General features: G+C 47.0%; 17 protein-coding genes, 1 pseudogene and 1 riboswitch. Of the genes and pseudogenes, 14 read left to right on the top strand and 4 right to left on the bottom strand.

Annotation, left to right across the window (positions count from 1 at the left end; genetic code table 11):
- The first annotated feature begins 76 nt into the window (after positions 1–76).
- A pseudogene (locus ACUZ8J_RS14125) lies at positions 77–2,192 on the top strand (multiheme c-type cytochrome).
- 170 nt (positions 2,193–2,362) lie between these two features.
- Positions 2,363–4,513: a M3 family metallopeptidase gene (locus tag ACUZ8J_RS14130; RefSeq protein WP_446694172.1), complete on the top strand. Its 2,151-nt coding sequence runs from the start codon at positions 2,363–2,365 to the stop codon at positions 4,511–4,513.
- A 116-nt stretch (positions 4,514–4,629) separates the two neighbouring features.
- Here ACUZ8J_RS14130 and ACUZ8J_RS14135 read toward each other — a convergent pair whose 3' ends face one another.
- The 3 genes from ACUZ8J_RS14135 to ACUZ8J_RS14145 all read right to left on the bottom strand — a co-directional run bounded on the left by ACUZ8J_RS14135 (position 4,630) and on the right by ACUZ8J_RS14145 (position 8,247).
- A complete protein-coding gene (locus tag ACUZ8J_RS14135; protein WP_446694173.1) occupies positions 4,630–6,198 on the bottom strand; it encodes a Na+/H+ antiporter NhaC family protein in 1,569 nt (522 codons plus the stop codon).
- A 79-nt stretch (positions 6,199–6,277) separates the two neighbouring features.
- A riboswitch (Lysine riboswitch) is annotated at positions 6,278–6,474 on the bottom strand.
- Positions 6,475–6,569: 95 nt separating this feature from the next.
- Positions 6,570–7,496 carry an electron transfer flavoprotein subunit alpha/FixB family protein gene (locus tag ACUZ8J_RS14140; protein WP_446694174.1) on the bottom strand — a complete coding sequence of 309 codons (927 nt, stop codon included), beginning with the start codon at positions 7,494–7,496 and terminating at the stop codon, positions 6,570–6,572.
- Between the two features lies 1 nt (position 7,497).
- Positions 7,498–8,247, bottom strand: a complete 750-nt coding sequence (locus ACUZ8J_RS14145; RefSeq protein WP_446694175.1) for an electron transfer flavoprotein subunit beta/FixA family protein — start codon at positions 8,245–8,247, stop codon at positions 7,498–7,500.
- 310 nt (positions 8,248–8,557) lie between these two features.
- Between ACUZ8J_RS14145 and ACUZ8J_RS14150 the strand changes: the two genes are divergently transcribed.
- From ACUZ8J_RS14150 to ACUZ8J_RS14205, 12 genes are all read left to right on the top strand, one after another.
- Positions 8,558–8,950, top strand: a complete 393-nt coding sequence (locus ACUZ8J_RS14150; protein ID WP_446694176.1) for an H-NS histone family protein — start codon at positions 8,558–8,560, stop codon at positions 8,948–8,950.
- 200 nt (positions 8,951–9,150) lie between these two features.
- Complete coding sequence (locus tag ACUZ8J_RS14155; protein ID WP_446694177.1) at positions 9,151–12,225, top strand: amidohydrolase family protein; 3,075 nt, start codon at positions 9,151–9,153, stop codon at positions 12,223–12,225.
- Positions 12,225–13,514 (top strand): amidohydrolase, encoded by a 1,290-nt coding sequence (locus tag ACUZ8J_RS14160; RefSeq protein WP_446694178.1) that lies wholly within the window; start codon positions 12,225–12,227, stop codon positions 13,512–13,514. Before ACUZ8J_RS14155 ends, ACUZ8J_RS14160 begins: the two co-directional genes overlap by 1 nt.
- 77 nt (positions 13,515–13,591) lie before the next feature.
- Positions 13,592–13,972, top strand: a complete 381-nt coding sequence (gene rcsF / locus ACUZ8J_RS14165; RefSeq protein WP_011622132.1) for an Rcs stress response system protein RcsF — start codon at positions 13,592–13,594, stop codon at positions 13,970–13,972.
- Between the two features lie 94 nt (positions 13,973–14,066).
- Positions 14,067–14,801 (top strand): tRNA (N6-threonylcarbamoyladenosine(37)-N6)-methyltransferase TrmO, encoded by a 735-nt coding sequence (tsaA, locus tag ACUZ8J_RS14170; RefSeq protein ID WP_446694179.1) that lies wholly within the window; start codon positions 14,067–14,069, stop codon positions 14,799–14,801.
- Positions 14,802–15,431, top strand: coding sequence for an acyltransferase (locus ACUZ8J_RS14175; RefSeq protein WP_446694180.1), 630 nt, complete (start codon positions 14,802–14,804; stop codon positions 15,429–15,431). It abuts the gene before it with no gap.
- A 170-nt stretch (positions 15,432–15,601) separates the two neighbouring features.
- Positions 15,602–17,314 (top strand): proline--tRNA ligase, encoded by a 1,713-nt coding sequence (locus ACUZ8J_RS14180; RefSeq protein WP_446694181.1) that lies wholly within the window; start codon positions 15,602–15,604, stop codon positions 17,312–17,314.
- 264 nt (positions 17,315–17,578) lie between these two features.
- The gene (locus tag ACUZ8J_RS14185; protein WP_011625731.1) at positions 17,579–18,703 is read left to right on the top strand and encodes a patatin-like phospholipase family protein; all 1,125 of its coding nucleotides are present in this window, start codon (positions 17,579–17,581) and stop codon (positions 18,701–18,703) included.
- 272 nt (positions 18,704–18,975) lie between these two features.
- Positions 18,976–19,212, top strand: coding sequence for a hypothetical protein (locus ACUZ8J_RS14190; RefSeq protein WP_446694182.1), 237 nt, complete (start codon positions 18,976–18,978; stop codon positions 19,210–19,212).
- A 144-nt stretch (positions 19,213–19,356) separates the two neighbouring features.
- Positions 19,357–20,067: a YjbF family lipoprotein gene (locus ACUZ8J_RS14195; protein WP_446694183.1), complete on the top strand. Its 711-nt coding sequence runs from the start codon at positions 19,357–19,359 to the stop codon at positions 20,065–20,067.
- Positions 20,068–20,077: 10 nt separating this feature from the next.
- On the top strand, positions 20,078–20,863 hold the full coding sequence (locus tag ACUZ8J_RS14200) for a capsule biosynthesis GfcC family protein (RefSeq protein ID WP_446694184.1): 786 nt from the start codon (positions 20,078–20,080) through the stop codon (positions 20,861–20,863).
- Complete coding sequence (locus ACUZ8J_RS14205; protein WP_446694185.1) at positions 20,863–23,235, top strand: YjbH domain-containing protein; 2,373 nt, start codon at positions 20,863–20,865, stop codon at positions 23,233–23,235. Before ACUZ8J_RS14200 ends, ACUZ8J_RS14205 begins: the two co-directional genes overlap by 1 nt.
- 23 nt (positions 23,236–23,258) lie before the next feature.
- Here ACUZ8J_RS14205 and rfbC read toward each other — a convergent pair whose 3' ends face one another.
- Positions 23,259–23,801, bottom strand: coding sequence for a dTDP-4-dehydrorhamnose 3,5-epimerase (gene rfbC, locus ACUZ8J_RS14210; RefSeq protein WP_446694186.1), 543 nt, complete (start codon positions 23,799–23,801; stop codon positions 23,259–23,261).
- Positions 23,802–24,059 lie beyond the last annotated feature (258 nt).

The following is a 24,059-nucleotide window of genomic DNA, read 5'->3' on the forward strand; positions in this document are numbered from 1 at the left end:
AAGCACTAATCTCCCCTGCAAACGTTAGTGCTGCAATCCGTGCCTTTAAATGCGTATTGGATTAATGGAGATTATGATGAGAATATTCACCTCTAAAAAAACTGGCATACGTTGTCGCCTTAGCACTTACCGGTGCTCTCGTAGGTTGCGGCAGTGATGGTAAAGATGGTGTAGATGGCGCGCCAGGCACTCCGGGGACACCTGGCACACCGGGAACACCGGGTGAACCTTGGGTTCCACCACCAGTCACGAGTTCAACAGTCACCAATGTAAAAGTACTGAACTATAGCTTTGGTGAAGGCAATATCACCTATGAATTTAAGATCACTGACGAAAATGGCAACTTAATCAATGGACTGAAAAATGCTGAAGCCAAAGTTGCAGCATTAACCGATAAAGGCTTTATCAATAATAGAAATGAAGCCGACAAAACCGACGCAAGTGGCAATCCTGTCAAAGATAACGTCAATATCGGTGGCGCTGCAACTCAAGCAACTGAGGGCGCTTTGCTCACTTCATTAGGCGATGGTCACTATAGCTTTAAAGCCCCAATGAAAGGTGTTAACGCTGGTACCGAAGGTATTGTATGGCTCAGAGTCGGCGGTAATGCTGAAACTGGCATTGCTCGCTCAGCACCGCTGGTGGTGAACAAGCCAGAGGGAACTCATTCAACCACGACCGATAGTTGCTATTCCTGTCACGTAGACTATTCAACAAGCCCACGTCGTCACGCTAGTTATGTAGCAACCGGTATGGACAGCGAAGTTACCTTTGTTGAAGGCTGTTTAGTCTGTCACGGCTCAGTTAGCTTTGCAGCAAAAAATGCCGAAGGCTTCTCTATCGGCGGTTACGCCACCAATACACTGTCTAAAATTGGCCACATTAATCACCAGAAATTCACTAAAGATTTCAGCGTGATGAACTGTACTTCTTGCCACGTTGAAGCGCCAACCAATATCAGCGTTTCAGGCCCTGGTTGTATCGACTGCCACAACACTGGCGGCGTACCAGGTGCGATTGTGCCAAGTAACGGTGCCGATGTGCGCCCAATGCATGAAGGCAAAGAAGGCATTACCGAGCGTCAAGCTATCCGTGCTAAGTACCAAGTAACACTCTCAACCCCCGTAAAAGTGGATGATATTTCCACCTTAACCGACCACTATGCGCCCGATGGCTCAAGCGTAGCGAAAGCAGAACCCGGTTGGTGTACCACCATCACAGTGAAAGACACTGACGGCAACATCTTTAGCATTAAAGATAACTTCAACTACTCAGATCCTCTGGTATTTGATGCCAAGAAGCCGATTGTCTACGCTGGTGCCTATCTGCATGCTTATGACAACAACACCTTAGTAGGCCGTCCAGGTGACCGTACTAAGTACTACTATGGTTACAACACCGATGGTACTAAGAATATCTGTCACCTACTGACGGATATCAGCGCAGTGAATGCTAACTATGCTTACTCTGCACGGGTCACCTTCAGCACCGCAGGCTGGATGGAATACGACGGTAATCAACGCTATCAAAGCAATGGTAACCTCAGAGCCAAGGGTTATGACGGTTCAATGGGTGTTTCTTTCACCGCCTACTCAGATGCGGTAAATCCAGTAAGTGCTGAGAAAGTATCTGGTTTTGAACGTCGCACTGTGATCAGCGATAACAGCTGTACGACTTGCCACAACGATGCCACCGCTTTCCACAAAAACGGTGCTTTCGACCAAGGCGGTAACGGCTGTATTGCCTGCCACGATAACGGCATGGCGCGGACTTCGGCCACACTGGGTGCAGGTTTTGGTCCTATGATCCACAGCTGGCACTGGGGTAATGGTGCAAATGTTGGTGAGATGAAGGCCGACGGCACCCAAGCCAAGACTGCGAACGGCGCAGGCGCTATCAACCCAGTCACTAGCTGTGTTGCCTGTCACGAAACCGCTATTGATTTAAACAAAGTGCCAAATCAATACATTCTTGAACCCGGCAACAAGATGACCAGCCCTGTTACTGCTAACTGTTATGCCTGCCATACTGGCGATGCAGTCAAAGCCCACATGGTGAGCAACGGTGGCGAGATCAGCGTGCCAGCCACTGGCGATTGGTTCAAGCAACCTACGGGTGAATCTTGTGCCGTGTGCCACAACACAGGTAGCAGCTCTGGTATCGACAAGTACCATAACTTTACCCGTAAATAACTAGTCGTCCCGCTATTTTCCCTGCAAGAAAATAGTTCAAGCGCCCTACGGTTGTAGGGCGCTTTTTTGTTTACTTTTACTTACAACTTCACCCCATAGGTTTTCAGTCCTATTTAAGTTAGTAACGCTAGAGTCACAAAAAACTACAATTCTAAGGAAATCACTCAACTATGCGTAAAAGTTTTATTGCCATCGCCATTGGCGCCACTTTGATGACTGGCGCACTCGCAGGCTGCAGCACTCAAGATACTAAAGCGACGAATGTGACCGCAGTTCAAGCCCAAAATCCTCTGTTCCAAGCCAGCACGCTGCAATACCAAGCGCCTGATTTCAGTGTTATTAAAGACGAGCATTTTCAGCCCGCATTAGAGCAAGGCATTAAAGAGCATTATCAAGAGATTTTGGCCATTGCCAACAATCCTGCCGCTCCGACCTTCGACAACACGATTGTCGCCATGGAAAAAAGCGGAGCCCTGCTGACCCGTGCATCGAGCGTGTTTTACAACCTCGCGGGGTCAAACAGCAATCCAGCCCTGCGTAAAATCCAAGGTGAGATGGCCCCGAAAATGGCAGCGCACTCGGATAACATCAACCTCAATCCAGCACTATTCGCCCGTATTGAAACCATTCATAACGACCGCAATAACTTAGGCTTAACGCCTGAAGCGGTACGTTTGGTTGAGGTGTATCACCAGCGCTTTATCATGGCCGGTGCTAAGCTGACCGATGAGCAAAAAGTGAAGATCCGTGCGCTGAACGAAGAGCAATCGACGCTCACCAACGAGTTCTCACAACGTTTACTGCGCTTAACCAAAGAAATTGCCATCGTTGTCGATAACAAAGAACAACTGGCCGGCCTGACTGACAGCGAAATCACCTCGGCAGCAAACGATGCCAAGGCCGCAGGCCACGAAGGTAAGTACCTAATCAACATCACCAACACCACCCGCCAGCCGGTGCTCGCCTCTTTAGAGAACCGTGAACTGCGCCAACGCATTTGGGAAGCCTCGGCAAACCGTGGCTTAACGGGTGAAAACGAAACGGCCTCTTTAGTGTCTCGCCTTGCGCAATTACGTGCCGAGCGTGCCGCTCTATTAGGTTATGAAAACTGGGCTAGCTATCGCCTCGCACCACAAATGGCGAAAACGCCTGAAGCGGTATACAGCATGTTTGGTTCAATGGTGCCAGCCGTCGTCGCCAATACCGAAAAAGAAGCGGCCGATATCCAAGCGATGATCGACAAGACTGGCGGCAAGTTTGAACTCGCGCCATGGGACTGGGAATTCTACGCAGAGAAGGTTCGCCAAGAGAAATACGCCCTCGATGCCAATAGCATTCGCCCTTATTTCGAATTTAACCGCGTACTCGAAGACGGCGTGTTCTACACCCTCAAAGAACTCTATGGCGTCACCTTAAAGCCGCGCCCAGATTTACCCGTGTACCACCCGGATGTGAAAGCCTACGAAATGTTTGATGCCGATGGTTCAAGCATGGCGATTTTCTACGCCGACTACTTTGCCCGTGAAGGCAAACGCGGCGGCGCATGGATGAGCTCGTTCGTGGGTCAATCCTTCCTCGAAGGCACTAAGCCTGTCGTGGTCAACGTGATGAACATTAAAAAGGCGCCAGAGGGACAACCGACCTTCGTCAGCTACAACGAAGTCACCACTATGTTCCACGAAATGGGCCATGGTACCCACGGTATGTTCTCTAAGGTGACTTACCCAAGCTTGGCGGGTACTTCTGTCTCCCGTGACTTTGTGGAATTCCCATCAACCTTCGAAGAAGACTGGGCAGCGCACCCTAAAGTGTTAGCCAACTACGCCAAACACTACGAAACAGGTAAGCCAATTCCCGATGATTTGCTGCAAAAACTGCTCAAATCCGGCAGCTTTAACCAAGGCTTCGATACCTTAGAGTATATGGCTGCGGCGCTCGTCGACATGGAATGGCACTCATTAAGCCCAGATGCCCCACTGCAAGATGTGGCGACATTCGAAGCCAATGCGCTGAAAAAACACGGCTTAAATATCACTGCCGTGCCACCACGTTATAAGTCAACTTACTTTGCCCACGCCTTCCCGGGTGGTTACTCAGCAAGTTACTACGCTTACATGTGGAGTGAGATTTTAGCGGCGGATGCCTACGCTTACGTGCAAACTCAAGGTGGCTTAAACCGTGAAATCGGCATGAAATACCGCAAGACGATTCGCGAAGTGGGCAACAGCATTGCACCAATGGAAGCTTACAAAAACTTCCGTGGTCAAGAGCCTACCACCGAAGGGTTATTGAACCGCCGTGGACTCAACACCGCCCTGTAATTTGGGATGTATGATAGATAAAAAAATCAGCCAGCATAATGCTGGCTGATTTGTTTTGAGTGTTCAGTAAATTCACAATGAAGACTCGCGAATAAACCGCTTTGCTGAAGTCAGGCTTATTTCGCGTTGCTTTGGGATTTGAGTCGTAACCACACAATGCTTAAGACAAACAGCACGCCACAGGTCAGCAGTCCCGCATTCACCGATTCTGTAAAGCCAAGCACCACATAACCCACCATACTGATCAGCGCCACAATCACAGCGTAAGGCAACTGAGTCACAACGTGGTCGATATGGTGACAGCTCGCGCCAGTTGACGACAAAATCGTAGTATCCGAAATCGGTGAGCAGTGATCACCAAATACCGCGCCCGCCAAAACCGAAGCCAGCATAGGTAACATCATGGCTGTATGGCTGCCCATCGCCATATCCGCGGCAATCGGTAGCATAATACCGAACGTGCCCCAACTGGTGCCGGTAGAAAACGCCGTTAGACCCGCTAACACAAACATCAACGCAGGTAAGAAGGCAAAGGGAATGTTGCCTGTGGCGAGGCTTGCCATAAACTTACCGGTTTCAAGCTGGCCAATCACGCCGGCAATGGTCCATGCAAATAACAGGATGTAAATCGCAGGCAGCATAGAACGAGCGCCCTGCACCACGCCTTTGACGACCATCGACTTTTCAACGCCTTGCACTAGGTTTAGTACCAGCGCAACCGCTAAACCAATCAGGGCACCAAAGAATAGTGATGAGCTAACATCGGTTTTTTCAAAAGCTGAAATAATATGAAATTCAATACCTTCTTTCGCTAATACCTGGGCACCGCTGTCGATCATAAAATACAGGGTCGCAAATACCAGCACGGTAATAGGTAAGAATAAACCGAGGATTTTACCGGTTTCGGCTTCGGGTAAATCGGCATTCGCCCCGGGTGGTAATCCTTTATTCTCATCATATAAATTACCGCGCTGCGCATTTAATTCATGCTCACGCATAGGGCCAATATCTAAGCCCATAAATGCAACGCAAAGTAATAATAATAAAGAGAAAATAGCGTAGAAATTCATAGGGATCATTTGAATAAACACACTCAAATGACCAGAGTCAGCAAAACCATGGGCGGTTAATATGCCGCCGATAAGCGCAATAATATAAGCGCCCCAACTGGATACCGGCGAAATAACACAAACCGGTGCCGCCGTTGAATCTAATAAATAGGCTAACTTAGCGCGGGAAATATAATAACGGTCGGTGACGGGCCTTGCGACAGAACCAACGACTAAGCTATTGAAATAATCATCGATAAAGACTACACAGCCTAAAAACATGGTCAGTAATTTGGCATCGCGTTTATTGCGGATGTGCAAACGTGCCCAATCGGCAAATGCCCGCGCACTACCACTGACGGTAATTAATGCCGTGATCATCCCTAGCACAATTAAAAAGCCGAGGATGTATAAATTCCAAGAATTTACACCATCTTCCGACCAAAAAAGTCCTTTTACACTGTTAAATAGAAATTCACCGCTGGCCGCAGGTGAAAACTGATTGAGTAATAACACCCCAATCACAATCCCCAAACCGAGGGAAAGGAGAACGCGGCGAGTCAAAATCGCCAATACAATTGCCACCACAGGCGGCAGCAGAGAAAGCGCCGAATCGGCATAACTAACTACAGTCATTGATTATTTCTTCGTCAAAATACGAATGGAGGGCGACTGAACTGGTGGGAAAAGGCAATAGATACCCAAGATCACCTGTCCTATCAGTAGCGCTCCATAGTAACTATTTCTAATATCCGTATCAGAAAATACTATGGCAGTGTTATACCTATTTGGCACAACCCCAGCAGTTGATCGTGATAAATCAAACCACTTCGGCACCAAATCCTTTCGTGAACGATCAACGGAATCACCCTACTGATCACTACTGATATTTGGTGCGCCTCTACTTCTAAGAACGCCCATACACGGGCGTGAGGCACATAAAAACATAAGCGGCTAAGCAGTTGCCACCGCAAAGCCGCTTACTTTGACTTAGATCACGGATAAAATCAACCTAGAGTTGAAATCAACTCTGGAACGGCGTCGAACAGGTCAGCTTCGAGACCATAATCTGCCACTTGGAAAATCGGCGCTTCAGGATCTTTGTTGATTGCCACAATCACCTTCGCGTCTTTCATCCCCGCTAAATGCTGAATCGCGCCCGAAATCCCTACAGCGATGTAGAGGTTTGGTGCCACAATCTTACCGGTTTGACCCACTTGCAGATCGTTAGGCACAAAACCTGCGTCAACCGCAGCACGTGATGCACCAACCGCGGCACCGAGTTTGTCCGCCAGTTGTTCCAACATATCGAAGTTTTCACCGCTGCCCATACCACGGCCACCAGAAACGATAATGCCCGCATTCCCTAACTCTGGACGCGCCGAAACCGTCAGTGATTGAGAGACAAACTGAGTTTTGGCTTCAAACACTTTGTCTAGGGTAGTCACGGCAGCACTGTTGCCCTGGGCCGCCGCATCGAAGGCACTAGCACGGACTGTCATCACTTTAATCGCATCATGGCTTTGTACTGTCGCTAAAGCGTTACCTGCGTAAATTGGGCGAACAAAGGTATCGCCGCTCACCACTGCAATCACTTCAGAAATTTGCGCTACATCTAAAAGCGCCGCCACACGCGGTAGCGTATCTTTGCCAGCGCTCGATGCTGCTGCGAGGATATGGCTGTAGTTTGGTGCTAAGTCCACCAGCAATTTAGCCACGTTTTCGGCTAAATGCGCTTCATAGGCACTATTATCGGCGACCAATACTTGAGCGACGCCTTGCAGGGCTTGCGCGGCTTGCGTCACGGCGCCACATTGGTGCCCCACTACCAATACATGGACATCTTCACCAATTGCACGCGCTGCGGTGACAACCTTTGCGGTATCCAGTTTCAGTGCCGCATTATCGTGTTCTGCTAATACTAAAATGGCCATGTTAGATCACCTTCGCTTCATTTTTTAACTTTTCAACCAGCTCAGCTACCGACGCAACCATAATGCCTGCTTTACGCTCGGCAGGTGGCGTCACCTTCACCACAGTTTGATGGGCTTTTAACGTCACACCTAAATCCGCAACAGTGAGCACATCTAATGGCTTACGCTTGGCTTTCATGATGTTAGGCAATGAAGCATAACGAGGCTCGTTTAAGCGTAAATCGGCGGTCACCACTGCTGGCAGCGGCAGGCTTAAGGTTTGCATCCCGCCATCGATCTCACGAGTCACTTGCACTGAATTGCCTTCTACTTTGATTTCAGAGGCAAAAGTGGCTTGTGGCATATCCGTTAAGGCAGCAAACATTTGACCAGTTTGGTTATTATCGCCATCAATAGATTGCTTACCAAACAGCACTAATTGCGCTTGTTCTTTTTCTTGTACGGCTTTGAGTAATTTAGCAATCGATACAGGCGTTAACTCTTCTTCAGTATCAATGTGAATCGCACGGTCAGCACCTAATGCTAACGCGGTGCGTAATTGTTCTTGAACGGCTTTATTGCCGATACTGACGACCACAACTTCAGTAGCGCTGCCCGCTTCTTTTAAACGAACCGCTTCTTCTACTGCAATTTCACAAAAAGGGTTCAACGCCATTTTGAGGTTTGCGGTATCAACGCTGGTGTTGTCAGCTTTTACCCTGACCTTCACATTGGCATCAACTACACGCTTAACAGGCACCAATACTTTCATAGGGTTTCCTTCCTACACTTTCATGTACATGGACAAAACATTGGTCATCACCAATGCAGGATAAAGCCACTTTACGTCCTGTTAACGTTAACGTCAACCAAAGTCAAACACCTGTTTGCATTTTTTAAGACTGTGGTATTGGCCACATTTTTGAACAGTTATTTGCCACATATAAAAAGTTCAAAATTTAAATAATATTTAATTTCTGTTTTTTGCATAATTTTATTTGATTCGAGCAATATTAGTTTCTATCATTTAGCTGTTGTTCACCATTATCCTGTAATAAAAATAGAGTGGGACGAAAATAGATATGAGCGAATTTTTAGAAATATTAACTCACGGTCGTCGTTTTAAAGCTGCTGTTAAAGATTTGAGCCTCGAAGAATTGCGTGATTTAGCTGCAAAACTCGATAAGATTCTCACTGAGCGTGAATCTATGGCTGAAGAAGAACAGCAAGCTATCGCTGCTCGTAATGCGAAGATAGAAGAAATCCGTCAACAAATGGAAGCCGTTGGTTTATCAATCGACGATTTAGGCGGTGTTACGGTTAAAGCTGCAAGCAAAAAACGCGCTCCTCGTCCAGCAAAATACCAAATCGAAGTTAACGGCGAAGTGATCCAGTGGACAGGTCAAGGTCGTATGCCAACGGTATTTAAGAACGAAGTCAATAAGGGCCGTTCTATGGATGATTTCTTAATCTAATCCAATATCGTGTGTGTAATAGCGATGCGCTATTAACACTGAGTAACATAAAAAAGCTCGCGCCCTGCGAGCTTTTTTATGCCCAGCAGAATCCCCCTTTTGCATTCAAGCCAATGCTAAAATTGCGTTACAATTCGGCTTTAGTAATTACATCTACTTTAGGTTACTCTTTATTCACCCTCCACCTAAGTAAATGAAAAATGCTGATAAACAACAAGATAATAATAAGCTGCGGCATAATAAGTAGTTTGGTATCCCATAACATTTTAGCCGATGCCAATCCCATTCCCCCCGTCAATAAGCTAACGGCATTCACCAATGCCGAATTAATCCTCGCGCCGGGGAAACGACTCACAAACGCCACATTATTAGTGGAAAATAATCGGATCAAAGCCATTATTGAAAAAGGGGATATCCCAGCAGCGGCATTAAAGGTTGATCTCAGTGGTTATACTATCTATCCCGGTTTTATCGATCCCTTTACCGATTATGGTATCGAGTTTGAATATCCCAAATTGGGGCTGACTCGTCCGGTATATGATATTAAACGTATCGGCGGTAATGCAGAAAATGGCGCAATTCACGCTGAAAAAGAATGGTTTAATTACGTTTACCCAAATAAGGAACGCGCAAGAGATTGGATCAATAACGGCTTCACCAGCGTACAAAGCAGTAAACTCGACGGTATTTTCCGCGGTACGGGTGTTAACCTTTCATTAGCCGATAAAACCGCCAACGAGGTGATTTATCGTGCACGCAGCCAACCTTTTATGGCCTTCGATAAAGGGACGTCTGAACAAGACTATCCCAATTCTCTGATGGGCAGTATCGCACTTATCAGGCAAACCTTTGCCGATGCTAACTGGTATAACCAAAATAAACACAAATCAGTTAATAGTTCAGCAAATGCTCAAATTGAATTTAATATCGCCTTCGAACGCTTAGATAACTTAGCCGAGAAACAAATCGTCTTTGAGACAAAAAATCTCAATGATTTGCTCCGCGCCGCTAATCTACTCAAAGAACACCAGCAGCCCGCCAACTTAGTCGCAAGTGGTCAGGAATATGCGCGCATCAATGAATTAAAAGCCCTGAATTACCCTTTAATTATTCCACTTAATTACCCGCAGGCACCCGATGTAGGCACCGATGATGCCGACCGCGAAGTCTCCCTTGCAGAACTCAGACATTGGGAACGCGCGCCCACAAACCCTGCTGCAGTAGCCAGTGCGGGTATCCCTTTTGCTTTTACCCAATTTGGCATTAAGACCGAGGCGTTTTGGCCTCGCCTGCGCCAAGCCATCGCCCAGGGACTGAGTGAGGACAATGCCCTCGCTGCACTGACAACTCAAGCCGCCGAGATGGCGGGTACGGCCGACTTCGCCGGTAAACTTGCCCCCGGCTATATGGCCGACTTTGTGATTACTAAGGGCAATATCTTTAAGGATGGCCAGATTTACAGTGTCTGGCTGCAAGGCAAAGAGCAGTCCATTCGCTCACTCCCACAGGCCAAACTCTTGGGCGATTATCAGCTCACGCTGAATAATCTCACCTTAGATCTAAACCTTGAAGAAACGGGCAAAGCGGGCAAAACCGCCTTCCAAGGTCAACTGAGTAGTGGTGAGAAGAGCATTACACTCACCAATCTTCAGCTTGAAGACGACGGCCGCGTAAGCTTTAACGCCGATTTAAGCGATGCGGGCATACATGGCATCAGCCGTTTTACCCTCTGGCTCGCTAAAGATGGTATTCAAGGCCGCATGGTGGACGCCCAAAGTCGCAGTATTAATGTGGCGGGTATTGCTATCGCTTCGAGTCTAAATACAAAGCCTACCGATACGCCCAAAACCGAGGCTGCAGCGACTTTAGTGAGTAAACTCACCTACCCTAACGTTGCCTATGGTTTGAGCGAGGCGCCAAAAGCCGAAAAACTCCATATTAAAAATGCCACCCTGTGGACCTCGGATAAACAGGGCATTTTGGAACATGCGGATCTGTTAATGGCCAATGGCCGAATTGAAAAAATCGGTCAGCAACTCAGCACACCTTCGGGTTATCAAGTTCTCGATGCCACGGGTAAGCACTTAACTGCGGGTATCGTCGATGAGCATTCCCATATTGCTATCAATGGTGGCACCAATGAAGGTACAGATGCAGTCACCTCTGAGGTGCGGATTGGCGATGTGATCAATTCCGAAGATATCTCCATCTACCGTGCACTCGCGGGCGGTGTCACCAGCGCACAATTACTCCATGGCAGCGCTAACCCAATTGGTGGCCAATCCCAGTTAATAAAGATGAAATGGGGTGAGAGTGCTGAGCAGCTTAAATTTGCCAATGCCCCTGCCAGTATCAAATTCGCCCTTGGCGAAAACGTCAAACAGAGTAACTGGGGCGAGAAATTTGTTCAGCGCTTCCCGCAGACTCGCATGGGCGTAAAAGCTTTATTTGAAGAAACCTTCGATGCCGCAATCGCCTATGAGAAAGCGCTGAAGGACTATGATGACTTACGCAGCAGTGAGAAGAAGAAAACCATTGCGCCGCGCCCAAGCTATCGCCTACAGGCGGTCGCCGAAGTGTTAAAGCAGCAGCGCGATGTGCATATTCACTCCTACGTGCAGTCAGAAATCTTAATGTTCCTGCGATTAGCCGAAGCCTATCACTTTAAGGTGCAAACCTTTACCCACGTGCTCGAAGGTTACAAGGTTGCCAGTGAACTTGCCGCCCATGGCGCAAGCGCCTCGACCTTTGCCGATTGGTGGGCCTATAAGTTCGAAGTCTATGATGCGATTCCACAAAACGCCTGCCTGATGCAAAAACAGGGCGTGCTTACCAGCATCAACTCTGACGACTACGAAATGCAGCGCAGACTTAACCAAGAAGCGGCTAAGTCAATGATGTATTGCGATATGTCTAAAGAAGATGCCTGGAATATGGTGACCATCAACCCGGCGAAACAGCTCAGAGTCGATGAGTATGTTGGCTCACTCACCCCAGGCAAAATGGCCGATATCGTGCTTTGGAACGCCGAGCCGCTGTCGATTTACGCCAAGGTGACCCAGGCTTGGGTCGAAGGCAAACGCTACTTCGATCGCGACCAAGACCAGCTTGCCCAGCAGCAGGTCGTCGCAGAGCGCGCCGCCCTTATCCAAAAAATTCTCAGTAGTGATGATAACGCCAAGGCGGGTGAGAAAGTCACTCCGCTTAAGGAACCGCAATGGCACTGCGATACCCATTATCAGGCTTGGGGCCAACATCATCAGGGAGCAAAATAATGAAGCACTTACCCACTAGCTTGCTGCTGTCGACACTGGCGATCACGCTGTCAGCCCAGGCACATAATCTCGTCCCTGCGGTCAAGCAAACCCAGAGCGTGTTGATTAAAAACGCCACAGTGCATACCGTCAGTCAAGGGACATTAACCAATACCGATGTGTTGATTGAGCAAGGTAAAATCAGCGCCATCGGGCCACAGCTAAGCATCAACGGCGCTGATGGCCAAGCGCAGGTCATCGATGCCACGGGCAAACACTTATACCCCGGCCTTATCGCGCTCGATACCAGTCTTGGTTTAGTAGAAATCGAGATGGTGCGCCCAACAGTCGATAATGCAGAAGTCGGTGATTTTAATCCGCAAATCAGCGCGGCAACGGCTTACAACCCGGATTCAGAGCTGCTGCCAACCATTCGCTACAATGGCATCACCCATGCACAAATCGTCCCCAGTGGCGACGGACTCGCGGGCCAATCTGTAGTCGTCGACCTCGATGCTTGGACGATTGAGGACGCCCTGCAACCAAGCGAAGGCCAATTCCATGTTTACTGGCCGCAAATCAAGCGTATGCCAGAGGATGAAAAGGAAAAAGCTAAGGCCATTGAAAAAAATCAGCAGGCCATAGATAAACTGACCACAGCCTTTGAGGATGGCTATCGCTACTTTTTAAGCCATAAGGCAAAGGATTCGGCCAAGACAACCAATTTACGTTGGCAGGCCATGTTGCCCCTGTACCAAGGTAAGGCCACGCTATTTGCCCATGCGGACAACGTCAGCCAAATTGAGCAAGTCATTGCCCTGACTAAAAAATATCAATTTAAATTGGTGATTGTCGGTGGCTATGATGCATGGCGACTCGCTTCAAGCTTAAGGGAAGTGAACGCCAGTGTGATTTATCCGCACACCCTGAGTCTGCCCAAACGTAAAGATGAACCCGTGGATTTACCCTTTAAAATCCCTTCGTTGCTAGCAAGTGCAGGCATTCCCTATGCCCTTGGATTTTCATCTGATTGGAACAGTCGTAACCTTCCCTATGCCGCGGGCTACAGTGCCGCTTACGGCGTCACGCCCGAGCAAGCATTAAAATCGGTGACCTTAGATGCAGCAAAACTGCTGGGGATCGCCGATTTAGGGGCCATCGCCGTCGGTTATCAGGGCAGTGTTGTGCTGAGTGACGGGGATATCCTCGACCCCATGAGCAACAAAATTGATGCGATCTGGATTGAAGGACGGCAAATAGATCTGAATAATCGCCACCAGCAGCTTTATCAAAAGTATCTTAAGCGCTAGAATTTGCTCAGATAAATCGCTCGATACCGCGCAGTCCGTTGGACTGCGCTTATTTACCCTTAATCTCAGGTCAAACCATGAAAATCATCCTCTCAAGTGCATTAGTGCTACTGCTTAGCGCCTGTGCCAGCGATTACAGTTTTAACAGCAATTTGGACGGCGAGGCGATTAATGACTACTTCAAGGCGGGAGATGTCACGCTGTTTGAGGGCGATAGTTTGCCTAAAGGCCATTACGAATTAAAAGGTTTGGTACAGGGTGAATCTTGCCAAGCCGATGTGAATGCGGTGCCCGCTTCCTTAAGTGAAGCCCGAACCGAAGCCCGCCGCGCAGCGGCCGATAAAGGCGCCAATGGTATCATCATCAAACAATGCGTGATGATGGAAGAAGCGGCCCAAGGCTGCGTCAGCCGTGCCCTCTGCGTTGGCCAAGCCATAAAAATGGCCTCTGCCGACTAGTTCAAAGCGTGTATACTGCACGCCAATATTGATGTACTTAACAACCTAGACCACCTGAGTTTGGGTTGTTGCCCTTCGTTTAGGTATTTTTTGCATGACATTTACCAACCAGATTACCGCTGTCGCCACTTGCCGTACTCCCTATAAACAAAAATTTGGCATTCCAAGGCAGCCCGGTTTGGTGGAGGCGCGCGGTTATGTTGAGCTGGAGCCCCATGTCAATCATCTCGATTCCGTGCGTGGTATCGAGCAATATTCCCACCTTTGGTTATTGTTTTGTTTCCATGAAAATCTCGCCCAAGGGTGGAAAACGACCGTACGCCCGCCCCGTTTGGGCGGCAATGAAAAACTCGGCGTATTCGCGACTCGCTCGACCTTTCGCCCGAATGGCATAGGCCAATCCGTGGTCAAACTCCACGGGGTGGTGCAACGTAAAGGCAAAGTGTGCCTAGAGATTTCGGGCATGGATCTTGTCGATGGCACGCCCATTATCGATATCAAACCCTATATTCCGTTCTCGGATTCGATTGAAGGTGCCGTCGGCGGTATCGCGCAAGAAGCGCCAAAACTTATCAGCGTGGTGTTTTCAGAGCTCGCCGCAACCCAGATTGATGCCTACAGTAAACAGGACGCCTATACCGATTTAGCCGTACTCATTCACGGCGTGCTGGGGCAAGACCCTCGCCCCGCCTATAAAAAAGCCAAAGATGACCCCAAGTTATATCAAGTGGCTTTGTATGATTTAGATATCTTTTGGCGGATGGCTGTCGCTGAGGATGAACGGGAATACATTCAGGTTTTAGAACTCAAACCGGGGAAATGTGGCTAAATGCAGACGCCAATCACAACGGCCTTGCCTGATTATCAAAGCCAACATAAAAAGCGTCTGTCTTGGATGCCCTGGCTGTATTTCTCGCTCAAAGAAAAACACTTAGTCTGGGCCAAACCTTGGCAGGATGAAGTGCAGGCTAACCTTTGCGCCCTCGAAACCGTGACCATTGGCGAAAACTGTTTTATTGCGCCCGAGGCACAATTATTTGCCGAGCCCAATCGCAATATCACAATCGGTAATCGCTGCATGATTGCCGCTGAATGCTTTTTGCACGGCCCTATCACGCTCGGTGATGAAGTTGCCATCAATCACGGCTGCTCCTTCGATGGCGGCCGAGTGGGCATTCAGATTGGCTCCCAAACCCGCATTGCTAACCATGTCACTATTTATGCGTTTAATCATGGCATGGCGCCCGATACGCCCATTTATCAACAAGCCTCAAACTCTAAAGGCATAGTGATAGGTAAAGATGTGTGGATTGGCGCACAGGCAGGGATAGTCGATGGTGTCACCATTGGCGACCATGCCGTGATTGGCATGGGCTGTATTGTCACTAAAGATGTTCCCGCATGGGCCATCGTCGCGGGCAACCCCGCCCGGGTGATTGGCGATAGGCGGGATAAATAATCCACTTAGCTTTATCTGTATGCATCGCCCTCTGTGGCGACGCGGCATACTTTGTAAAATGAAAACGGCCATTTGTCTGCAGCTGATTGAATTTAACTTCAATCCATAGGTGACATCATCGAAGCAGGTGATAAAATGGCGCCCATTCAACTCAAATTTGGACATCGGTAATGCGCGTTAGCAAATACCTACTTTCTACTCAAAAAGAAACACCTGCGAATGCAGAAGTCATCAGCCATCAATTAATGCTACGTGCGGGTATGATCCGCCGTAACGCTTCAGGTCTATACAGCTATCTGCCCACGGGCCTGCGTGTATTGCGTAAAGTCGAAGCCATTGTTCGTGAAGAAATGAACAAAGCGGGCGCGATTGAAATCCTTATGCCTATGGTGCAACCGGCTGATTTATGGGTAGAAACAGGTCGTTGGGACAAATTTGGCCCTGAGCTGCTGCGTTTTAAAGACCGCCATAACCGTGACTTCGTTCTGGGGCCAACCCACGAAGAAGTGATCACCGACTTAATCCGTAAAGAAGTCAGCTCTTACAAGCAATTACCGCTGAATCTTTACCAAATCCAGACCAAATTCCGTGACGAAGTGCGCCCACGCTTTGGCGTAATGCGTTCGCGCGAGTTCCTGATGAAAGATGCGTATTCTTTCCATCTGGACGTGGATACCATGAATGAAACCTATGAGGCCATGTATCAAGCCTATAGCAACATTCTGTCGCGCATGGGCTTGGCCTTCCGCCCAGTTTTAGCGGACACAGGTTCTATCGGTGGCAGCATGTCACACGAGTTCCACGTATTGGCGCAAAGCGGTGAAGACTTAATCGCCTACTCTACTGGCAGCGACTATGCCGCTAACATCGAGAAAGCCGAATCACCAATGCCAACCGAAGCGCGTGGCGCGGCAACTGAAGAACTACGTTTAGTCGATACGCCAAATGCGAAAACTATTGCAGAGTTAGTTGAGCAATTCGGTTTAGATATCACTAAAACAGTGAAAACCTTGATTGTGAAAGGTGCGACGGAAGAAGCCCCACTGGTAGCGCTGATTGTACGCGGCGACCACGAGCTGAACGAAATCAAGGCTGACAAGTTAGATTTAGTGGCATCACCATTAGAATTTGCCCCAGAAGCCCTGATCCGTGACGCCATTGGCGCTGGTCCTGGCTCATTAGGCCCTGTCGGCCTGAACATGCCTATCATCATCGACCACAGTGTTAGCGTGATGAGCGACTTCGCCGCTGGCGCTAACCAAGATGACAAACACTACTTTGGCATCAACTGGGAGCGCGATCTGCCACTGGCACAAGCAGCCGATATCCGTAACGTGGTTGAAGGCGAGCCAACACCCGATGGTTTAGGCACTTACGCGATGGCGCGTGGTATCGAAGTGGGTCATATCTTCCAACTCGGTACTAACTATTCTAAATCGATGAATGCGACTGTTCTCGATGAGAACGGTAAATCACAAGTGCTGCTGATGGGTTGTTACGGTGTGGGCGTGAGCCGTATCGTGGCGGCAGCCATTGAGCAAAACTTCGATGATCGCGGCATTGTATGGCCAGAAGCCATTGCCCCATTCAGTGTAGGCATTCTGCCAATGAATATGCACAAATCACACCGCGTGACCGATATCGCCGAGCAGTTATACAAAGACTTGAATGCTGCGGGTATCGATGTGCTATTGGATGACCGTAAAGAGCGCCCAGGCGTCATGTTCGCGGATATGGAACTGATTGGTATTCCACACACTGTGGTGATCGGCGATCGCAATATCGACGCTGGCGTATTTGAATACAAAAACCGCCGCACCGGTGAAAAGCAAGATGTGCCATTCGACCAAATCGTCGATTTCTTAAAGAATCTGCAAGCTTAAGCGAAGGCTTACTGCGCCGAACTTAGTGCGCCGACACAGTCCGTTTGAGCAGATGCTTAAATAAGATTCTCGCGATATAAATGCAAACGCACTTGAGTCTCCCTCAAGTGCGTTTTTTATTCCCGCCCCAAAACAGATTGTCCCTTCTGCGAGCCCACTCAAGACAAACTAAAGAAATGTCATTGAGATAACTGTTCAGACTTGCTTTTTTAGATAAGGCATTGCTTTAATAAAATCATAATAACAAGTCGTTGAGTCATAAGATTGCCAACATCAACAGCATTAGTTCTCGGTGGCGGTGGCGCTCGGGCCGCCTATCAAGTGGGAGTGTTAAAAGCACTGGTCCAGCTTTATCCGCGCAACCATGGCGTGCCATTCAAAATCATTTGTGGCACCTCTGCGGGCGCAATTAATGGCACCTCCATTGCCACCCACGCCTCCTGCTTTCACTTAGGCGTCAAAAAACTCGAGTGGGTTTGGCGCCATTTTGAAACCAGAAAGGTATATCGCGCCTCCATCCCCGGCGTGTTAAGTCATTTAGCCAAGATGGCACTCAAAGGCCTGCAAGATGATAAGGTGAATACCGACGCTGGCAGCCTGCTCGATAACGAGCCTTTACGGCATTTATTGAATGAGCTTATTGATTTTAAAAGAATCGATCGCAATATCCGCAACGGCGCATTGACAGCGCTCAGTGTCGATACCTCTTGCTATAACAACTCGCGCTCGGTAACGTTTTTTCAAGCTTCGCGGGATATTGAAAACTGGACTCGCGCCAGACGCAGCGGTGAGCGGCGGATGTTAAATACCGAACATCTTTTGGCAAGCTCGGCGATTCCCATGGTGTTTCCGTCAATTAAACTTAATCAAGCTTATTATGGTGACGGCTCAGTCCACCAGCTGGCGCCACTTTCAAGTCCCATTCATTTGGGGGCTAATAAACTATTAGTGATAAACCTAGACAGTCCCCATAAGCATTTTCCGATGGAGCTAGAATATCATCCGAAGACAGCGACCATCGCGGGTCATCTGCTGGATACTATCTTTTCCGATACCTTAAATAGCGATCTTGAGCGCTTGGAGCGGATTAACCATACGCTGTCGCTCATTCCCGAAGAGAGCCGTGCTCAACTGTCATTACATCCCATACAAACTCTAGTGATAAAACCCAGTGAAGACTTAAGTAAAATCGCAGCCCGTTTCTATGATGATATGCCTTGGGCAATTAAGACCTTACTGGGATTTATTGGTATCGACAGACAATCAGACTCGAGTATTGTATCCTATCTTTTGTTTGAGAAATCCTACACTAGTGCATTGATTGAATTGGGCTATAAAGACGGCATGGCTCAAATGGATGAAATAAAAGCGTTTTTTAATTTGGCATAAGGTATGGCTTAGCGCTTGTTATAAACAGCCAAATAAATCGATTTGAAGCACTACCCTCGGCGTGGTATAAAATAGGAGTCGCCTAAGAGTTATCCCGTGAATGTGGCAAACCCATTCTAAATTAAGGATTATTTGAAGGCGACTCGGCAGCAAATCAGTCTAAAGTTTGAATAGTGAAACAGATTTAACATTGATCATTTAAGTTGAATCGCCTATCATGCTGTACTAGATTAGCTAAAAATTAGGTTAATTTTTTCTAAAAGGGAATCACGATGAAAAAAACTTCATTAGCACTTATTGCTGCTATTTCAATGTTAGGTTCAGTTGCTCACGCAGAAGAGACTGGCACAACTTCTGGCGGTAGTACCGCTGGTGCTGCTGGTGGTATCACTGCTGGCGCAATTGGTGCTGGTGCTGTTATCGCAGGTGTAGCTATCGCTTCAAACAGCTCAGACGGTAACCCAATCACCAGCACTGGTACTAACACTACCACAGGTACTGGTAACTAAGCCGTTAATCGGATATTGAAACAACCGCCAAATGGCGGTTGTTTTTTTTCAGGTAATGAACAATTGCCAACTCTTAATGACTTGAAATCACCTCTACATGTCTTTACATTGACAACCAATTATTATTTAAAGTAAGCAATCCGGATGCGTATATACACAAAATTATTTCCGCTATTAGCGCTCTCAGCTTTTCTTATAAGTGTTTCTGGCTGCAGCCAACGAATTAGTGCGCTAAACGATACCATTAAGCTCGCCTTTATCGGTGATGATGATGTCACTCTCAATGCTGAACAAATAAAAGCCAACCCCTATGCTAGTGTCTATGTAAAAATAGAAGATACCCCTCAGGCATTTGTGGTATTAGCCTTTGCAGAACCTAAAACTAGTCTATCTCCTGTAAAAAAAGAACCTGAAGCACTAGAGCTCAAATGGTTATCTGCGGATAAAGGCATGTTAGTCACAGTCAATGGCCGCTTAGTAAAAACTCATAACCTTATTGCTGGTAACTTAGCTGCAGTTGAAAGTCTCGAACCGGATCCTCTGCTATTGGGGTTACATCTTAGTTCGACGCCAAAAACTTGGACTCGAACGATAGACTGGCAACCCGGTTATCATTATGGCTACAAGGTTACATCTGAATTTCATCAGATCGCTGAAGAAAGTATTCTAATCAACGGAACTCCTACTCAAGCTTTACACTTTAATGAAAGAGTATCAGTAGAAGCACTCAATATTGAATATCAAAATGATTTTTGGCTAAATCCTCAAACTGGCAAAGTCATTAAAAGTCATCAGAAAATAGCACCTAATCTGCCATTTATTGATATCACCTTATTGAAGCCTTTCGCAGTATAGTGGAGCCAGCATGAAATCCTATATATCCTCTTTAGCTCTACTGATTAGTGCATTGTCTTTGCCTACAGTCCAAGCCAATACACAACTTTATGTCAGCACATCTGCAACAGATATACCACAGCTACAAATAACCTATCCTGCAGCAATCCGTGTTGGACAAGCTGTTCAAGATGGGTTGACCCAGATCCCCTTGTATAACCAAACTACAAGAAGCGAAGCGATACCGATTTACTGGTTAGGGGCGGCTTTACTCGATATACAAAATACCGCGGCATTAGAAACCACTCGTCAGCAAATATTGCAACAGTTGGCCAATATGGGTCAGCAAGCAGACAATAGTCAGTATATTGCTAAGCTTTCCAAGTTTGCACAGTTTCTGCGTAACATAAAACTTGGACAAAGAATTAATCAGCCATTAGATCTCGATTTAATTCGCATTACCGATGCCTACAACCCCATTATCGACGGTCAATTCTTATTGGTACTCCCCCAACGACCAACAACCATCACTGTGGTTGGCGCCGTGGCACAAACAGGGGAACAACCATGGGTATCTGGTGCAAGCAGTAAAGATTATCTGGAACAAGCAGGTTTATTGGAAAACGCTGAAAATAGCTTTGTATGGATAATTCAACCCGATGGTAACGCTATTCGCCAACCGATTGCCTATTGGAATCATCAAGCTCAGGACATCACTCCTGGTGCAGTACTCTTCGTTGAGTTTTCAGGTCTTTTTGATGACTATTCCACATTAAACAACAACATTATTGAATTACTCAAAAATCGGGCTCTGTAATGAAAAACTCAACTCCCACTTTCCCCTCTTTCGGGCGTTTATCAGCGCTATCTTTAGCACTGCTACCATTATTACACGTTAGCGCCGATGAATTTTCCTATCCCACATTGTTACCATCACAGTCAGATTTTGGTGGTGTTGGGCTAATGCAGATGCCAACAGGACGTATGGCACCTGAAGGTGAATTTAACTTTGCCACTACTTACAACGATGACTATCAACATTTTAGCGCTTCAGTGCAGCTCTTCCCTTGGTTTGAAACCACTATTCGCTACACCTTAGTACAAGACCTACTTTACAGTAGCGATCCTAGCTTTAGTGGTAATACTAAATACACGGATAAAGGGATCGATTTTAAGATTCGTCTACTCGAAGAAAGTAACTGGCTCCCTGAAACGTCAATTGGAGTACGGGACTTTGGTGGTACTGGCTTATTTGATGGTGAGTTTATTGCCGCGACCAAACGCGTCGGTCCACTCGATTTTACCTTAGGCATAGGCTGGGGCTATATAGGTAACAGCGGTAATCTCACTTCCGATAAAAAAGATCTAAATTACAACTGTGATAGAGATACTTCTTATGGGGGTAAAGGTGGCACTGTTGATTATCAGCGTTGGTTTAAAGGCTGCGCGGCACTCTTTGGTGGCGTTGAATACCAAACTCCTTGGGAACCACTTCGCTTAAAAGTCGAATACGATGGCAACGACTATCAATCGGATTTCCCTGTGGTTCGCGGTGGCATAGCCATGCCGCAAGACAGTAGATTTAACTATGGAATGCTCTATCGTTTTGGAGACTGGGGAGATCTGCATTTAAGTTATGAGCGCGGTAATACGTGGACGCTCGGTTTTAGTCTGCAAACCAACTTTAATACTTTGTCACAGATTAAACGTGATCCAGAGGCTGAAAAATATAAGCCGCTTCCTGCCGCGCCATTAACCCTTACGCAAACAGAACCCTCTATAAAGGTAAACACTCCAATAGCCAAACAAGCGACTGTGAGTACAGAAACTTCAACGCATAAATCAGAAGAGCAAAATGCTGAAGTAGCAAATCTAGAGCCAGTCAACGCATCCAGTCAGACTGTTGCGAATCCCCAAGTGGATTGGAATAAAGTCGCTCAGGATTTACAAACTATTGCTGGTTATGCTAATGCCAAAATTTACCTTGATAATGAAAGTATTACCGTTGTAGGTGAACAAAACAAATTCCGCGATAGAAATGAAGCGCATCAAAGAGCTGCAACCATTCTTGCCAATAACACTGACGCAGCCAATATCAAAGAATATCGCCTGATAGAAACCCATTATCAACAACCTATCACGGAAACCCGTATTGATAGCCAAAAATTTGCTCAAGTAGCGAGTTATGCTTATATCAATGCAAAAATGGCCGACACCAGTGAAGTAAGAGTCCCGAGTTCACCACAGGGTGAATTAGTTACCGAAACAGACAAAGATTGGTTAGATAACTTCGGTTTTGATATTTCCCCAACCATGGTGCAATCCTTCGGCGGCTCTGAAGGTTTCTATATGTTCAACATTGGTGTGACGGGCAGTGCGAGTTACCGCTTTAGCGATAATTTCGAATTTTCTAGCTCTATATATCTAAACCTCTACGATAACTACGATAAGTTTTTATACGATGTTCCACCCGATGGAACAGATTTAAAACGTGTGCGCACGCTAATTCGTCAGTATGTCCATGATAATCCTGTAAGGGTGAATAACCTACAATTGACTTGGATGGACAATCTAAGCGACAACATTTCTTATCAAGCCTATGGCGGCTATTTAGAAATGATGTACGGAGGTGTAGGGACTGAAGTTCTCTATCGACCACTAAACAGTCAATGGGCTTTTGGCTTTGATGTAAACTACGTCAAGCAACGCGATCCCGATAGTATGTTTGGCTTCTTTGAAGATGAACATCAATTCGATCCGATAACAAATCGCCCTTATAGAGTACAAACGGGAGTCCTAACAGGACACGCTACAGCCTATTATCAACCTGATTGGTTCCCTAACACCCTATTAAGAGTCAGTGCGGGCCAATATCTCACTGAAGATAAAGGAATAACGGTTGATTTCTCGAAACAATTCGATAGTGGCGTAATCGTAGGAGCCTTTGCAACTAAGACTAACCTTTCATCGGAGGAATACGGCGAGGGAAGCTTTACTAAAGGCTTCTATATTTCAGTTCCATTCGATCTGATGACAATCAAATCAACCCACAGCCGCGCATTCCTCTCTTGGATGCCATTGACTCGTGACGGAGGTCAAATGCTGGGGCGTAAATACAATCTATTCGATGTCACTGATGCACGCGCACCTTGGTACACTCGCCCAAGTATCGAGCATCAAGATAAATAGACCACATGCCGTGAGTGCCTAAACTAGGCACTCACGGCTGCTTTTGCATCCCTATCAGAAAGTATTGGTAGTTCGTTGCGTAACGGCCAGTCAATCGCAAACTCTGCACTATTCCAAGCCAGCACATATTCATCATCTGGCGCATAATAATCAGTGCAGCGATAAATCACATCGGCATATTCACTCAGCACATAAAAACCATGGGCGAAGCCAGGCGGGATCCACATTTGCAAATGGTTATCAGCAGAAAGCACACGCCCTACCCATTTACCATAGGTTCCTGATTGCGGCCTAATATCCACTGCAACATCAAAAATACTGCCTGCACACACCCGGACTAATTTCCCCTGCGGATGCTTGCATTGGTAGTGCAAGCCACGTAATACGTGTTGTTGTGATCGGCTAAAGTTATCTTGGACTAACTCCAGCACCTCTAACCCTCTATTTTTCAAACACTCGGAAAAAAACGATTGTCTAAAAGTTTCCATAAAAAAACCGCGTTCATCACCAAATACTTGCGGTTCAAACAGAAGAATCTCAGCTATCTCTGTTTCAATACATTTCATTAGAAATCTTCTTGTTCAGTAATTTAAATTTCTACCCGTTAAGTTCAATACTACGAAAAGTTAAACAGCTATTAACAGGTAAGGTGTCAACTATTCTCACAAACAAAGATTGATATATCAGCAGGTGATTCCCTCCAAGTAGAAGAACCATAATACCCGCCAACAAATGCCTTTTCTCATTGATATATCAAGGATTAGTGAGTCAAAATGAAGGGAGGATTGTAGCATATAAATGCCGATAAAGCTGAATGGCACGAG

This window comes from Shewanella sp. Koi 1, from assembly GCF_052907445.1.

What these genes read in the sequence shown, in the direction of transcription:
- ACUZ8J_RS14130 (WP_446694172.1), top strand. Translation starts at nt 2,363, where the DNA reads ATGCGTAAAAGTTTTATTGCCATCGCCATTGGCGCCACTTTGATGACT.
- ACUZ8J_RS14135 (WP_446694173.1), bottom strand. Translation starts at nt 6,198, where the DNA reads ATGACTGTAGTTAGTTATGCCGATTCGGCGCTTTCTCTGCTGCCGCCT.
- ACUZ8J_RS14140 (WP_446694174.1), bottom strand. Translation starts at nt 7,496, where the DNA reads ATGGCCATTTTAGTATTAGCAGAACACGATAATGCGGCACTGAAACTG.
- ACUZ8J_RS14145 (WP_446694175.1), bottom strand. Translation starts at nt 8,247, where the DNA reads ATGAAAGTATTGGTGCCTGTTAAGCGTGTAGTTGATGCCAATGTGAAG.
- ACUZ8J_RS14150 (WP_446694176.1), top strand. Translation starts at nt 8,558, where the DNA reads ATGAGCGAATTTTTAGAAATATTAACTCACGGTCGTCGTTTTAAAGCT.
- ACUZ8J_RS14155 (WP_446694177.1), top strand. Translation starts at nt 9,151, where the DNA reads ATGCTGATAAACAACAAGATAATAATAAGCTGCGGCATAATAAGTAGT.
- ACUZ8J_RS14160 (WP_446694178.1), top strand. Translation starts at nt 12,225, where the DNA reads ATGAAGCACTTACCCACTAGCTTGCTGCTGTCGACACTGGCGATCACG.
- rcsF (WP_011622132.1), top strand. Translation starts at nt 13,592, where the DNA reads ATGAAAATCATCCTCTCAAGTGCATTAGTGCTACTGCTTAGCGCCTGT.
- tsaA (WP_446694179.1), top strand. Translation starts at nt 14,067, where the DNA reads ATGACATTTACCAACCAGATTACCGCTGTCGCCACTTGCCGTACTCCC.
- ACUZ8J_RS14175 (WP_446694180.1), top strand. Translation starts at nt 14,802, where the DNA reads ATGCAGACGCCAATCACAACGGCCTTGCCTGATTATCAAAGCCAACAT.
- ACUZ8J_RS14180 (WP_446694181.1), top strand. Translation starts at nt 15,602, where the DNA reads ATGCGCGTTAGCAAATACCTACTTTCTACTCAAAAAGAAACACCTGCG.
- ACUZ8J_RS14190 (WP_446694182.1), top strand. Translation starts at nt 18,976, where the DNA reads ATGAAAAAAACTTCATTAGCACTTATTGCTGCTATTTCAATGTTAGGT.
- ACUZ8J_RS14195 (WP_446694183.1), top strand. Translation starts at nt 19,357, where the DNA reads ATGCGTATATACACAAAATTATTTCCGCTATTAGCGCTCTCAGCTTTT.
- ACUZ8J_RS14200 (WP_446694184.1), top strand. Translation starts at nt 20,078, where the DNA reads ATGAAATCCTATATATCCTCTTTAGCTCTACTGATTAGTGCATTGTCT.
- ACUZ8J_RS14205 (WP_446694185.1), top strand. Translation starts at nt 20,863, where the DNA reads ATGAAAAACTCAACTCCCACTTTCCCCTCTTTCGGGCGTTTATCAGCG.
- rfbC (WP_446694186.1), bottom strand. Translation starts at nt 23,801, where the DNA reads ATGAAATGTATTGAAACAGAGATAGCTGAGATTCTTCTGTTTGAACCG.